The organism is Streptococcus australis (assembly GCF_047463015.1).
Taxonomy (GTDB): Bacteria; Bacillota; Bacilli; order Lactobacillales; family Streptococcaceae; genus Streptococcus; species Streptococcus australis_F.
On sequence record NZ_JASHER010000005.1, the window covers coordinates 1 to 15405 of the forward strand.

The 15405-nt window shown below is 42.5% G+C and carries 12 protein-coding genes; all 12 read right to left on the reverse strand.

Annotation, left to right across the window (positions count from 1 at the left end; translation table 11 throughout):
- Positions 1-137: 137 nt before the first annotated feature.
- The 12 genes from alaS to QM873_RS05680 all read right to left on the reverse strand — a co-directional run bounded on the left by alaS (position 138) and on the right by QM873_RS05680 (position 15240).
- Complete coding sequence (alaS, locus tag QM873_RS05625; protein ID WP_414278966.1) at positions 138-2756, reverse strand: alanine--tRNA ligase; 2619 nt, start codon at positions 2754-2756, stop codon at positions 138-140.
- A 36-nt stretch (positions 2757-2792) separates the two neighbouring features.
- The gene (locus QM873_RS05630; protein WP_414278967.1) at positions 2793-3275 is read right to left on the reverse strand and encodes an LURP-one-related/scramblase family protein; all 483 of its coding nucleotides are present in this window, start codon (positions 3273-3275) and stop codon (positions 2793-2795) included.
- Positions 3276-3565: 290 nt separating this feature from the next.
- On the reverse strand, positions 3566-4507 hold the full coding sequence (locus QM873_RS05635; protein ID WP_048717181.1) for a peptidylprolyl isomerase: 942 nt from the start codon (positions 4505-4507) through the stop codon (positions 3566-3568).
- Positions 4508-4584: 77 nt separating this feature from the next.
- Positions 4585-5298, reverse strand: coding sequence for an O-methyltransferase (locus QM873_RS05640; RefSeq protein ID WP_023026613.1), 714 nt, complete (start codon positions 5296-5298; stop codon positions 4585-4587).
- 1 nt (position 5299) lies between these two features.
- The gene (gene pepF, locus QM873_RS05645; RefSeq protein WP_123159349.1) at positions 5300-7102 is read right to left on the reverse strand and encodes an oligoendopeptidase F; all 1803 of its coding nucleotides are present in this window, start codon (positions 7100-7102) and stop codon (positions 5300-5302) included.
- 70 nt (positions 7103-7172) lie between these two features.
- A complete protein-coding gene (locus QM873_RS05650; protein WP_414278968.1) occupies positions 7173-8123 on the reverse strand; it encodes a competence protein CoiA in 951 nt (316 codons plus the stop codon).
- Between the two features lie 424 nt (positions 8124-8547).
- Positions 8548-9102 (reverse strand): hypothetical protein, encoded by a 555-nt coding sequence (locus QM873_RS05655; protein WP_023026610.1) that lies wholly within the window; start codon positions 9100-9102, stop codon positions 8548-8550.
- 362 nt (positions 9103-9464) lie between these two features.
- Positions 9465-10016, reverse strand: coding sequence for a hypothetical protein (locus tag QM873_RS05660; protein WP_023026609.1), 552 nt, complete (start codon positions 10014-10016; stop codon positions 9465-9467).
- Between the two features lie 474 nt (positions 10017-10490).
- Positions 10491-11780, reverse strand: a complete 1290-nt coding sequence (locus QM873_RS05665; protein WP_414278969.1) for a D-alanyl-D-alanine carboxypeptidase family protein — start codon at positions 11778-11780, stop codon at positions 10491-10493.
- A gap of 80 nt (positions 11781-11860) precedes the next feature.
- Complete coding sequence (locus tag QM873_RS05670) at positions 11861-13024, reverse strand: MFS transporter (RefSeq protein WP_306474505.1); 1164 nt, start codon at positions 13022-13024, stop codon at positions 11861-11863.
- Between the two features lie 72 nt (positions 13025-13096).
- Complete coding sequence (locus tag QM873_RS05675) at positions 13097-14431, reverse strand: DUF1958 domain-containing protein (protein WP_129822234.1); 1335 nt, start codon at positions 14429-14431, stop codon at positions 13097-13099.
- Between the two features lie 107 nt (positions 14432-14538).
- A complete protein-coding gene (locus QM873_RS05680) occupies positions 14539-15240 on the reverse strand; it encodes a glucosamine-6-phosphate deaminase (RefSeq protein ID WP_414278970.1) in 702 nt (233 codons plus the stop codon).
- Positions 15241-15405 lie beyond the last annotated feature (165 nt).

The following is a 15405-nucleotide window of genomic DNA, read 5'->3' on the forward strand; positions in this document are numbered from 1 at the left end:
CAAGACGCAGTGGTTGAGTGGGCTCTACTACGCTGATTTCATCAGCTTTTACAGCCCTACTCAACTGTGCGGAGGTGGGACGACGAAATCGAATTCTAACGAATGACCGATTTCTGTCCCACTCTCTCTCCTGTTGCTTACAATTTAGCTGCTACGGCATCCAACAATTCTTGGATTTTCGCTTGGTTGCTTCCTCCTGCCATGGCCATGTCTGGTTTACCACCACCACGTCCATCGACGATTGGAGCCAATTCTTTAACCAAGTTACCTGCGTGGATGTCTTTTGTCTTGCTGGCTACAAGGACATTTACCTTGTCACCGATTGCTGCGACAAGAACAAGCACATCAGAGTAATCTTTTTGCTTCCAGTTATCCGCAAAGGTACGAAGGGCACCTGCATCTGAAACAGAGACTTGGCTTGCGATAAAGCTGTGACCATTTGCTTCTTGGACATTCTTGAAGACATCGCCTGCTGCTGCTGCTGCCGCTTTTTCCTTCAATTCTGCATTTTCTTTTTGCAATTGACGGAGTTGTTCTTGAAGGCCTTCCACCTTGTGAGGAACTTCCTTGAGTTGAGGTGCTTTCAAGGTTGCTGCGACGGCTTTCAGAGCATCTTCTTGTTCACGGTAAGCTTCGAAGGCTTCTTTACCAGTCACTGCCAAGATACGACGAGTTCCTGATCCAATCCCTTCTTCTTTGACAATCTTAAAGAGGCCAATCTCTGAAGTATTGCCAACATGGGTACCACCACAAAGCTCGACTGAGTAGTCACCAATGGTGACAACACGGACTTCCTTACCGTATTTCTCACCAAAGAGGGCCATAGCTCCCATTTCTTTAGCTGTATCAATATCTGTCTCAACTGTTTCTACAGCGATTGCTTCCCAGATCTTTTCATTGACTTGTTGTTCAATGGCACGCAATTCTTCAGGAGTTACCGCTTGGAAATGAGTGAAGTCAAAACGAAGGAATTCAACTTCGTTAAGAGATCCTGCTTGAGTAGCATGGTGGCCAAGGATATTGTGAAGAGCTGCATGGAGTAAGTGAGTCGCTGTGTGGTTTTTCATGACACGATGACGACGGTTCGTATCGATTGCCAAGGTATATTCTTGGTTCAAAGCAAGTGGAGCATGAACTTCAACGGTATGAAGAGCTTGTCCGTTTGGTGCTTTTTGAACGTCTGTTACAGTCGCTACGACATTTCCTGTAGCATCCAAGATTTGACCATGGTCAGCAACCTGTCCACCCATTTCAGCGTAGAATGGAGTTTCTGCAAAGATCAGTGATGCAGTTCCTTCTGAAACAGCTTCTACTTCTGCGTTATCTGCTACGATAGCCACCAACTTAGAAGGCAACTGGCTGGCATTGTAGTTGAAGACACTTTCTACAGTAATGTTTTGAAGTGTTTCGTTTTGCATACCCATAGATCCACCTTTGACAGCAGATGCACGCGCACGTTCTTGTTGTTCCTTCATAGCCTCTTCAAAGCCTTCACGGTCTACCGTCATACCCGCTTCTTCAGCGATTTCTTCTGTCAACTCTACTGGGAATCCATAAGTATCGTAGAGTTTGAAGACATCTTGACCAGAGATAACCGTTTGGCCTTTTTCTTTCAAGTCTGCTACGATACCTTGGGCAAAGTGCTGACCTGAGTGAAGGGTACGGGCAAATGACTCTTCCTCACTCTTGACGATTTTTTCAATAAAGTCACGTTTTTCAAGCACTTCTGGGTAGTAGCTTTCCATGATTTTACCAACAGTTGGAACGAGTTTATAAAGGAAAGGCTCATTGATACCCAATTTTTGACCATGCATAGAGGCACGGCGGAGAAGACGACGGAGGACATAACCACGACCTTCATTTCCAGGAAGGGCACCATCACCGATAGCGAATGAAAGAGAACGGATGTGGTCTGCAATAACCTTGAAACTCATGTTATCGCCATCTTGGTCGTAAACCTTACCAGACAATTTCTCTACTTCGCGAATGATCGGCATGAAGAGGTCTGTTTCAAAGTTGGTCTTAGCACCTTGGATCACGGCTACTAAACGCTCCAAACCTGCGCCCGTATCAATGTTTTTGTGTGGCAATTCTTTGTACTCGCTACGAGGTACAGCTGGGTCTGCGTTAAATTGTGACAATACGATGTTCCAGATTTCGATATAACGGTCATTTTCGATATCTTCTGCAAGAAGACGAAGACCGATGTTTTCTGGGTCAAAGGCTTCTCCACGGTCGAAGAAGATTTCTGTATCAGGTCCAGAAGGTCCTGCACCGATTTCCCAGAAGTTGTCTTCGATTGGAATCAAATGACTTGGATCTACTCCCACTTCAATCCAGCGGTTGTAAGAATCTGTATCAGCTGGGTAGTAGGTCATGTAAAGTTTTTCAGCTGGGAAGTCAAACCATTCAGGACTTGTCAAAAGTTCATAAGCCCAAGTAATGGCTTCGTCACGGAAGTAATCCCCGATAGAGAAGTTCCCCAACATTTCAAACATGGTATGGTGACGAGCTGTTTTTCCTACGTTTTCAATATCGTTGGTACGGATGGCCTTTTGCGCATTGGTAATCCGTGGGTTTTCAGGGATGATAGTCCCATCAAAGTATTTCTTAAGGGTTGCTACCCCTGAGTTGATCCATAAAAGGGTTGGATCGTTGACAGGAACCAAGCTAACAGATGGTTCTACTGAGTGACCTTTGGTAGCCCAGAAATCAAGCCACATTTGGCGGACTTGTGCACTAGATAATTGTTTCATGTTTTCTCCTCTATTTCATGTTTTCTATTGGTTGGCTTAAGAGCCATTTTCAGTCATTTCTACATAGTCAATTGCAAGACATAAGGAAATCACGAGATTGGCATATTTTTCTTCATAGACAGCTACCTGATAAGTCGACGTCAAGGTAAAGACTTGTTTGCTAATCTCTGCAACCAGCTGGTCCCGATCATCCAATAACTTGAAATTCAAATCCCAGATATTGCCTTCGATGCGTAGTCCTAAATTAGAAATATCGTACTTATCACGGAATAAGGTCAGTTTTTTACGGATGAAAAAACTGGAGCCATCCGCCAACTCTACAGTGAATTGGGGTAAGAGGCTAAAAGGCTTCTTCGTGATATGGCTGACCTTCTGGCCTTCCACATCAAATACCGTAAAGGTTTTAGGAATTTTCAAAAATGAACCTTCTACCTGGTATTCTACCATTCCCAGATCATTTTTGATATCAAAGCGTTCCCCTCCAAGTAGAAACTTTTGTTTGACCAGATACGTTTTCATCAGTTTCCTCCTGCAAATCCTTATTAAAACCTTTCTCTTATTAGAAAGGATCTCCGGTAGAAATGCTGAAAAAAAGACAAGCTCACTAACGAAGGGCGAAAAACCGCGGTACCACCTTCATTCAATGAACTTGTCATTCTTCATTCGATTATGTAATTGTTCTATTGAGTAGCAAAATCATTCCTCTTCCATGGCTCGCACCCCCGCCACTTCTCTGAATCTGATTCTAAATGATTTATTCTCAACTATCTCATTATACAGATAAATACAATGCTCGTCAACTAATATCCTTATTTAGAAGATGAGCTATCTTCTGTTGTTGCACCAATATTTTGCATGTATTGGTTGAAGGTTGCCTTGAAGGCATCATCTTTGACCTTGATATTGGCATTTGTCATTGCTTTGGCAATGATGCTACGGATAAAGTTGGCATCATTTTTACGTTCTGCCGTCAGAATTTCTTTCAAGCGTTTTTCGTATTTCTTCCAGTCAGATCCTTTTTCTTCCTTCTTAGTTACTTTAACGATATAGTAGGCACCAGCGCTTTTTTGACTAGCAGGATCAATAACGACATCTGAAATACCATTTACATCAAGCTTAGATGCTGCTTCCTTGACACGGGTTGGAACAGTTGTTGTTCCAGAGTCAAATTTGATTTCTCCACCCTTTTCTTTGGTGCTAGCATCTGTAGAATTTTCTTTGGCAATTTGTGCAAAGTCAGCGCCTTCAGCTTTTACACTTGCAAGAACTTCATTCGCTTTTTCTTCTGAATCCAATTTTATCACATTTGCAGTGATTTCTGGTGTATAGCTTTCAAAGGCTTTTTTATAAGCTTCGTCTGTCAACTCTTTTGAAATAGCTTGGTCAACCGCATACTCTAACAAAAGGTTACTACGGATTTGTTGTTTGTTGGTTTCTTCTGTCAACCCTTGTTGAGTGAGGTAGCTATTGAAGGCTTCACCCAATTGTTTTTTCTGCTCATCAACTTTTTTCTCAACATCTTTGTCTGAGACTTTTGAGCCGTATTCTTTTTCAAAGACTTTATTAATGGTCATTTGGAACAGGTATTGTTGTGCACCTTGGTTATGTTTGATTTCATCATAGAAATCACCAACAGTGATCGTGTCACCCTTCATTGTGACGATATCTTTGTCACTGCCACCTTTTGCACAAGCTGCTAGCGCTACAACGGATAAAAGGGTCACCGCTCCAGCTACAAATTTTTTCTTCATGTTTATTTCTCCATTCTAAAATTCACTGCTTCTATTTTACCACAAATTCAAAAGGATAACTTAAATAAGACTAAAAGCTACTCTTCTGTCGGCAAGGAAATCTCTTCCTCGTTTTTACGGATCATGAGAATGCCATCACCGAGCGGAATCAGACTGGCCGTCAAGCCAGGATGGTCCAAAGTGGCGTCAAAAAGACGTTGCAAACCTCGATAGATGGTGCGTTGTCCACGACGGACTTCCATAATATCACGTGCTACATCTCCCCCTTGGAAGATATCGTCTAAAATCACCACTCCCCCAACTTCCAACCGTTTGAGAACTTCTGGAAGAAAGACGATGTACTTGGACTTAGCCGAATCCATAAAAATCAAGTCAAAGCGTTGCTCGATATGCTCCAGCAGATCGACCGCATCCCCTTCTAAGAGGGTGATTTGGTTACGTTGATCAAAACGAGCAAAGTTTTCCTTGGCAAAACCAATCATTTCCTCGTTGCGATCAATGGTTGTAATCCTTGCATCAGGCACTTGCTCTGCCATCAAGAGGGCCGAAAAGCCGATTGCTGTCCCAATTTCTAAGATTGACTTGGGTTGCATGGTCTGCAAAAAGAGACGAAAGAAAGCAACCGTTTCATGAGGGATGATGGGAATATTTTCCCGTCGAGCAAATTCTTCTAGCTCCTTTAAAGCATCCGTTACCGGCGCTTGGCGCTCCCGCATGAAAGAGACAATTTCCTCCTTGACAACTGGGCGGCGCATATTGTGGTTGGCATTTTTACTGTAAGACTCTACCATCTTAGGCCAATCCTAATTTTTCAACCAGGGCCTCAAATTCATTGAGACGACGTTCAAAGACTTCAAAGGCGGCATTGAGGTAGTCTTCTTTTTCCATATCAACACCCGCCTTGCGGATGACGTTGAGTGGGTAATCTGAATTTCCGGCCTTCAAATACTCTAGATATTTGTCCTTATCTTCTTGTGTTCCATGAACGATTTTCTCAGCCAAGGCAGAAGCTGCTGCAAAACCGGTTGAATATTGGAAAACATAGTAGTTATAGTAGAAATGAGGAATACGAGCCCATTCGTATTGGATTTCTGGATTGTCTTCTTTAGAAAGACCATAGTATTTCTCGTTCAAGTCCGCATAGAGCTCATTCAAGAATTCGCTGGTCAAGACTTGTCCTTCTTGATCTGCTTTATGAATGGCATGCTCAAACTCAGCAAACTGGGTTTGACGGAAGACGGTACCACGGAAACCATCCAAGAAGTGGTTGAGAATGGCAAAACGCGTTTCATCATCTTCTACTTCTGCTAGCAATTGCTCAGTCAAGATATTTTCATTGGTTGTAGATGCAATCTCAGCAAGGAAGATAGAATAATCCCCGTAGACATAAGGTTGGGTTTCACGGGTATAGCTGGAGTGCATACTATGGCCAGTTTCGTGCACCAAGGTGAAGAGATTGTCCAATGTATCTTGCCAGTTCAACAACATAAAGGCATTGGTGTCGTACGATCCACCTGAATAGGCACCTGAACGTTTTCCTTGGTTGACATGGACATCGATCCAACGTTCCGTAAAGGCGCGCTTCACGCGTGATAGGTAGTCCTCACCAAGCACCGCCAAAGCCTGCTCAGACTTGGCAAGAGCTTCTTCATAGGTGAACTTGTAATCAGTAGAAGACAGTGGCGTGTAGACATCATACATCTTCAAATCTTCAATTCCCAAGATTTTTGAGCGGAGTTTCACGTAGCGTTGCAAGAGTGGCAAGTGCTTGTTCACCGCTTCTACCAAACTATCATAGACGCTTTCTGGGATAAAGTTAGCAGAAAGAGCTGCCTCACGCGCACTTGAGAATTTGCGAACCTTAGCATTGTAATTGTGAACCTTGACGTTGGTCTGAAGAGTCTTAGCATAGGTGTGTTGGTACTGTTCGTAGACACCATACAAGGCTTGGTAAGCTTCCTTACGTACTTGGCGGTCCTTAGACTCTACCAAAGAGATATAGTTTCCATGAGTCAACTGCACTTCTTGCCCTTGGTCATCTTTCACCATTGGGAAGACGATATCGGCATTGTCCAAAATCTCAAAGGTTTCACCTGCCGCAGCAAAGATTTCACCTGCTCCTGCTAGCAATTCTTCTTCTTTTTGAGAAAGAACGTGCTCTTTGGTTTTGAGCAATTTGTCAAAGTAATGAGCATAAGCTTCTAAGGCAGGGACTTCTTTCAAGAAGTTGGCATATTGCTCTTCGGTGATCTCCATAAATTCTGGTTCGTAGAAGGCAAAGGTCTCCCCTAAAAGGCTGTATAGAGACATGGCTTTTGATTGGAATTCTTGGTATTTGGCTACGCGTGTATCCTGGTCATTCTTCATATGGGCGTAGACATAGACCTTCTCCAAACGACGGCTCAAGTCCAAATAAACTTCTGTGGTTTCTAATAGATTGGCTGGAGAAGACAATAAAGAGCCTGCAAAATGGGCAGCATCTTTAATCGCTGCAGCTAAAGCAGTTGCTTCTTCTTCCCAAGCTTGGTCTGTCGCAAAAATGGTTGACAAATCCCATTGGTATTTTTCATCAATTTCATTTCGTTGTTTTACCATTACAAAAATCCTCCAATGTTTCTATTTTATCACATATATTACCATTTGGGGGTATTTGATTCACGGAAATTTAAGCTTTCCCATTCTGATAAAAACGAGGTGAATAAAGAGTCTGCGTCGCTTTCATTCCAGTTGAACGATAGTAGGTCATAAAGTCCTGGTAATAGCTTCGCCAATCTCCCCTAATCTGGATAAAATGGGAAGACTTCAGCGGCCGACAAAGGGGATAAAAAGCTTCCAAGTCCAATTCCAGGAGATGCTTTCCTTTCAGATAGAGTTGTTCCTGAAGAGCCATCCATTTAGAATGCCGGTAGTACAGCTGTTGACGAAGATAGTCCTTAAACTGTCTGTCTAGAGAGACCGTCATTCGTTGCAAGCCTTGTTGGGCATAGGGGGTCCGCAAAACATCTAACAAATTCCCACCATAAAAAGGAAAATGTTGAGTCCGATAATGAAGACGCCCTCGCAAGTCTTGATGGATCAGATAGTGGAGCCGAACTTCCTGTTGCTCTAGATCCAACTCCCAGAGATGAAAGCCCCTATTTTGGCTAAAATAGACAAAACCTTCTTGCAGAGCTGACAGGCTTTTCTTGAGCCATAAGTTTTTCCCTAGCAACCAGTAAACTTGATAACCATGCTTGCGATAGGCATCGCTCCGTTCTTTTAAACGCTCCATGGATAAGGAACTACATTGCACTTCTAAGGCAAGCTTTTGATCTGGAAGGAGAATATCCGCAATCTGTTGGAAAGCCTGCAGAGGACTTTCCACTTCAGCATTGGAGTGTTGCTTGGCCCATTGATAAAGTGCCAGCTTTAACTCCAAATGCTCTGGACTCTCCGTTTCATGATGGAAGGGACAAGCTTCTAGGTTGACGTGGGCAAAATGCGGACGCATCACAGGCCCTTTCTTTAAGATGACTTCCTTTCCACACAGGAGACAGAAAAAAGGACCCTCCTTTTTCATCGGAACCTTCTCCAAACAATTCCAACGCTGTTGCTTTGCATCAGTTGCAATAAACATATCATCACCTCCACTTATATAATTCGTAATAGGGGATACTTATATAAAGGAGACAGAAAAAAAGGAGGCAAGCTCCTTGTTGAATCCAGACAAACTATTATTTTTTTATAAAACAGCTGGATGATTTTCAAAAAATGACTTTCATTTTTTAGTCGTTTAAGAAGATGAAAAACTTTCCGCCGTGAGAAAAGTGCCTGAAACACAGTTGTTTCAGGCACTCGGGAGTTTTGAGACCTTAGGCTCAAAACTAAGTCATGGAACTTCGTAGAAGTTCGCTGACGTCCGTACTCACCTAAGGAAAGTTTCTAAAATTACTTTATCTTCAATCTGAAAGGAGCCAAGCTCCTTGTTTAGATATAATCGTCCTTACATGTAAAGCAACTGCTCATCCATCCTAGACGAGACGTTTAAAAACATCCCTCGCTTATTGATCTGACTCGCTCGAATTCTCGTCTGATGCCGGATCTGGAGTTTCCGATGATGGAGCGGTCCCATTTTCAGATGCTTCAGCTTGTTTTCGAGCCGTTTCAAATTTTTCAACAATGGTTGCACGAGTAGCTTCCGGAACTTCGGTATCTTCGGACCCTATCGTATCCATGGATTCATTAAAGCGGGCCTTGCTCGTTTCCATTTTCTCTTTCAAATCTTTCAGATAGGTCTCATAGGTCTCTTTAGCTGAGCCCGTCAGTGATGCTCCTGCTTCCTCTGAATGAGCAACGGTTCGGTCCATCATCAAAGCATAGAGCGCTTTAAAGTCTCCAACAGTTCTAGCATTTTCAAGTTCCTCATCTGTATACAAGACAAAAGGAGACTCTGAGGATCCTTTCAAGCTGGTCACTTTCTTGCCCTGAGAAGAGGTTGATGACTGGCGTGTTTCCTTTACAGACTTTTCACTGGACGAGGTCCCTTCTTGATTCGAGCAGGCTACTAGCCCCATCACTCCCAGTAAAGCAAGCGTCGATAATAGTATTTTTTTCATTCACTCTCTCCTTTTTAAGCTTCCACTACCATTTTAGCATCAAGCTAGGTTGCCGTCAATTCATGCATCCTCCCTGAGACTTTCTAAAAAAGACCAGAGATCAGTTGATCTCCGGTCTATCGATTTATTTGGATGAGGCGCACCTCTCCCTTATCTCCAGATACTTAAAGGTTGATTCACTGTCGAAATCCTAGAAAATATCGGCATCACGTGGACAAGTTCTTCTATCTCTACAACTTCTCCAACATGAGGTATAAGAGAGGATACCCTAAGGGAAGAGGGAGATTCTTGCAAGTAGAAAATCCCTCCACTCGTCTCCTCCTTTTGGCTTTTAACCAAAAAGTCCAATGCTAGCCATCTATTTATTCATCTGAATCGCTGTCTTCATCGTCTGAATCATGGTCCACTGGTGACTCTGATGAATCTTTGGCAGAGTCGCGAGCATCCTTCAACTGTTCAATAAAGGTTTCACGAAACTCTTTTGGAACTTCCGCATTATCATCCCCATAACGCTCAACCGCTTTGTTAAATGCTTCCTTAGATTTTGCAAGAGTCTCCTTAAGAGAATCTGCCGTTTGAGCAAATGTCTCTTTGGCACTTTCAGGAAGAGATTCCATTGATTCAGTCATCAGGCGATTGGATTCATCCAAGATTTTTGCGAAACACTTTTTAAAATCACCAACTGTTTTTAACTTCTCAAGCTCTTCATCTGATGGGAATATATCACTAGTTGTTTGAGAGCTAGTATTAGAAGAAGTCTTTTCTGCCTTAGATGAGCTAGAAGACTTGCTTGTTACCTTTTCTGTCTTCTCAGTAGATGAAGAAGCTTCGGTTTTTACTTCTTGCTTACCTGAACAAGCTGCAAGCGAAGCAGCTGCCAACAAGGCTGTAGTAGATAAAATCAATTTTTTCATTCGATTACTCCTTTAATATTGATTCGAGACCATTGTATCATCGAATAATTTGACAGTCAAATCAATCACTAACTGATGATAGATTGTGAAATCAAATCCGAAAATGTAGGAGAACAACTGCTCTAGCACTGCTTCTCTCCTCCCAGGAAGCAGCGGTTCCTTTTGTTCACTACAAAAAAAGATTTCCGTATTTGGAAATCTTCGAATGTAGAGAAACTATTTTTTACTTAAGATAGTCGGATGATTATCAAAGAATGACTTATATTTTTTAGGCATTTAAGAAGGACAAAAACTTTCCGCTGTGAGAAAAGTGCTAGAAACACTCTTGTTTCTAGCACTCGGGAGTTTTGGAGCCTTAGATCCAAAACTAAGTCATGGAACTTCTTCGAAGTTCGCTGACGTCCGTACTCACCTAAGGAAAGTTTCTAGGAATACTATTTCTTTAATTTAAGATTTCCAAATCTGGAAATCTTTTTATTTTCTCTTATATCTGATGTTAAAGAAAACTCTTAAGAAAATGAAGGGAAGGAAGCAAAAAAGCCACATTGGATCCCAGCCTTTTTGACGCGTGCTAGTGGACTTCTGATGGGACGCCTGTACTGCGCTTACAGCCTGTGTTTGCTGAATAGACGGAGAAACAGTTTGCAAGCCATTTGCAATTTGTAGCTGGCCATTTTGAACACTGACCTCTGGATTGGTCCCTCTTTTCACCGTAGCATAGAGAGGTTTTTCTAAGTGATAGGTTTGCCCCTGAATGGTGTGATCCCCCGCCGGCAGCACCTCTTTGTATTCATAATCCTGATAGAGTCTTTCAATTAGGGCATTTCCAATGACGTGGCGCAGGCTCTCTGCAATCTCCACATCGTAATGGCCAACTCCCATAATGACTTGAACAAATCGCTGGTTCCCACGGTTAACCGTCAAGGTGTAATTATAATCTGCGGTCGGACTAGAGCCTGTTTTCAGACCATCCGCTCCCTTAAGAGAATACCTTCCACCTTCTAAGGAATAATTATAATTCTCATGCGTTTCTTCATAATCTGTACCTTTGAAGAGGGTAATCTTGGCATTTTTGGTGTAGTTGAGGATTTCAGGGAACTCATTGACCATGTGATAGGCCAAAATAGCCATATCTCTCGCTGTTGTTTGGTTAATGGCATTTTGATCATAGCGTGTCGGATTATAGTAGCCATCCAAGACTGCAGTTGGGGCACCATTAGGATTGTTCCACTTGGTATTGGTCATTCCAATTTCCTGAGCCCGCTGGTTCATCAAATCCAAGAATTTATCCGGATCTCCTCCAGACACCTTATTGGCAATCATGATGGTAGCAGCACTTGAAGAAGGAACAAAAATCATATTTAGGAGGGTTGATACCTTGTATTTAGCACCCGCCACAATCGGACTATTGCTCAACTTCTGATTTTGAGAAATGATCACATCTGTATCTGTCGCGGTAATTAGGGTGTCATAATCCAGTTGCCCTTCTTGAATGGCTTTCAGAAGAACATAGACAGACATCAATTTAGCCATGCTACCGGAGTCACGAGGTGCATCAATATTATCTCCATAAACAATCGCTCCTGTGTGAGCATCAACGACAATATCTGCCTTGGGACGGAAAAATTCATCCACCGATGTCCCTGATTTTTCTGTGATCGACATGATGTCTTCTTGTTGGTAAAGATCATCCGCCTTTGCTAGCAGTGGGGAACATAGGCAAGCAAGGGAAAGTGTCGCAAATAAGGCACGTTTAAACTTCATTCTCTCTCATTTCTTTCATCATCATCGTTCTCCATTATAGCATAAGTCCCTCTATTCAGAAACACTATTTCCTAATCTTTTTACTCCTTCATACTCCCAAAGAGACCCGGAGATTTTCCTTTTGGCATCTTTAAAAAGATACTGAGAAGAAGGACGAGGATCAGGACAAGCACCAAGAAGTAACTCATCATTGAAAATCCTCCGTGATCCACAAAGAAAGCCGCTATCGGTTGCAATAAAATGGTACCAAGGTAGCGAACTCCCTGCATGAGAGCCATGGCTAAGACTAGATCTTTCTTATCCACCTGTTGAGAGATAAAACGTAAAGAGACCATGATCAACACCATCCCCGTCGTATGCTTGGCCAAAAGAGTGACCAGCACTTTTAAGAAGACAGGACTCGGAAGAGCATAGATGAAATACTGGAGCAGGAGAATCCCCACAGGAAGCAAAACCAGCAGACGCAAGGGCCAATGGTCCATAAAACGGTCCGAGAAAAAGATAAGAGGCGCTTCAACAACGACAGATATCGCCACAACCGTAGATGCGATTTGGACAGGGAGCCCACTATCCATCAAGAGAGCTGGAATATAGGTATGGCCAATATTGCCCACGCCCGACACAAGCCCCATCAAAAGTAAGAAAAAGAGATAGGGACCATTGTGGAGCAAAGGACGGATCGATACAGCTTCTTTCTGTACCCGACTGGTCTTGTCGATACGAATAGCTCCTAAAGTGAGGAAACTAAGAAGGATAGTTACCAAAACACAATAGTATACAGACTGGGGGCTAAGATGAGCATAAAGCCAACCAGCTAGTTGCGCTCCAGCCGCATACCCTAGTGTCCCCCAAACGCGGATTTTTCCAAAAGCATAGGAACTCTGGGTAGCGAAAACCTCCATCATGGGAGCCGTCCCATTTAGACACAGCAAAACCAAGCCATAAAAAATCGTCAACCAAAAGTAGTTAGGGGCCCAGATGAAGCCAGCCACTCCTGCCATGAGGACTCCCAAGCTCAAAGTGGTGATTTTAACAATGCCAAATCGTTCATTGATATAACCAAATAAGGGCTGGGTAAGCATGGATAGGAAAAAGGCCATTGATACCAAATGAGAGACTTGACTGGCTGAATACTGCTGGCCGATAAGATAGACAGAGATTAGAGTCGTAAAGAGAGCAGTCGACATGAAGTAAAAACTATATAAAAATAAATAAGCAGGATAGGAATTTCGAAATGCTTTCATTAGTTTCCTTTCAAATTTAAATATAAGAGGCAATGACAAAACCCAACTGGATTTCAGTTGAGTTTTGATTATTTATTTTTTGTATCGATCCTGAGCCTTGAGCGCACGTTCTTTACGATGGGCTCTTTCTAAATACAGAATCATAGCGAGAATGAAAATTGGAATCAGAATGACCAGGCTTTCAAGAGGAAAATGGAAGGATTTCCCTGTAGTTGAAGCCGTAGTACTTTGAGTATCCGATTGATTCACGGCTCCTTCTTTGACTGGAAGTCCATCAGAAATCTTTTCTGATAGGGTCATCAAGCCTGAATCCGCCTCTACTTGTCCATCTTTAACAACTAGCTTTGGATCCTCTTCGCCTTTTTTGACCGTGGCATAGAAAGGTTGATCTAGGGTGTAGGTCTTTCCATCAATCGTCTGAACACCCTTGTCCAATAATTTCTTATAACGATAATCTGCAAAAGCTTTTTCGATCAAGGCATTGCCAAATGGATGTCGATAGTATTCGCCATCCTGGTCAGACCAATCACCAACTCCCATGACTACGGAGATAATTCGTTGTTCTCCTCGTTTAGCAGTTGCGATATAGTTGAAGGCACCGCGAGGACTCGAGCCTGTCTTCAGACCATCTACTCCTTCAAGAGCATATCTAGCTCCTGGCAAGGAATAGTTATAGGTATCAAAGGTCTCCTCATAAGGAGTTCCTTGTTTGACGGTCACCTTAGCCTGATTGGTATAGCTAAGGATATCAGGATATTCTTTCACGAAATGATAGACGAGAATCGCCAAGTCTCTTGCAGTCGTCTGGTTAGCAACATCATTTGGATAGTTATAACTGGTATATAAACCTCGGAAGGTTGAAATGGCCGCACCACTAGGATTGTTCCAAATGGTATTGGTCATCCCCAACTCCTTGGACTTTTCATTCATCCGCTGAATAAAGGCATCCGCATCGTGGTTAGAAAGGAGATTGGCCAACATAATCGTGGCCACATTGGAGGATGGAACCGCGGTCATGGTAATCAATTCAGAGACCGTATAGTCTACGCCTGCAACGATGTTATTGTTGGAAATCTCATAGATTTTTGACATGGATTGATCCGCAGCTGTTGCAGTGACAACCGTATCTTTGGTAATCTTCCCCTCTTTCATGGATTCGAAAAGCAGATACAACGTCATGAGCTTACTCATACTTGCAGGATCCCGCACTTCATCAATATTGTCTTTCCATAAAACATCCCCGGTATTCGCGTCGATAACGAGGGAAGACCTTGGTCGGTTATAGGCCTGCACATGATCATTGGGATACATTTTTTGCGCCATATCCACTAACTCATCAGCCACGATCGACAAAGGTCGGAACAGAGATAAGACGATGATTCCTAAAACGAGCAACTTCTTTTTCAAAATATATTTTCCTCAAATATAGAATTTTATCTTATTGTACCATACTTCAATCTATAAAAAAACCTATCTTTCAGGATATTTTAGATAGGTCTCTCTGTTTCAACTGGTTACAGTAGGCTCAAGGCTGCTTGGTCTGCAATAATCACGACATCTGGATGACCTTGAAGGGCACTCGCAGGTAAACTCTCTGTTTTTGGACCATTGACCATTCCAGCAATCGCTTCTGCTTTCGATTCACCATATGCAAAGAGAATGATGGACTTGGCAGCGAGAATATTTGCAATTCCCATTGAAATGGCTTGAGTTGGCACATCTTCAATTTTTTCAAAGAAGCGAGAGTTGGCTTCAATCGTTGATTGATCCAAATGGACCAAATGCGTTTGGCTGTCAAACGGGGTTCCAGGTTCGTTAAATCCAATATGCCCGTTGCGACCAATCCCTAGAATTTGCAGATCTACTGGGTTTTGGGCCAAGATTTCATTGTAATGAGCTGTTTCTTCTTCTGCAGTATCTTCATTTCCTTTCGGAAGATAGCTGACTTTAAAAGGTTTCTCATTGAATAAATTTTCCTGCATAAAATAACGATAAGATTGAGGATCTTCTCCCGTCAAACCGACATACTCATCCAAGTTGACACTGACCATGTCTGAGAAATCCAAGTCACTTTCTCGAATCAATTTATAAAATTCAAGTGGACTACTTCCAGTCGCAAGCCCCAGCGTTTTCGCACCTTGTTCTAACTTTTCTTTTAACAGGCCAAAAGCAACCTGCCCTCCTTCAATTTGATTGGCTACTTCAATAACTTTCATGATTAAACCTCCACTTATTTCTTATATTCATTATATGGTATAGACCAATTTTTGTCAAGCGCTTTCTTCATACGAAAGAAGGATTTTTTACCTTCATCCCTTTAAAATTCGCCTAGTGATTTCCTTTGTTTCACTCTTATTTCATGATATAATGGGGAAGGTTAA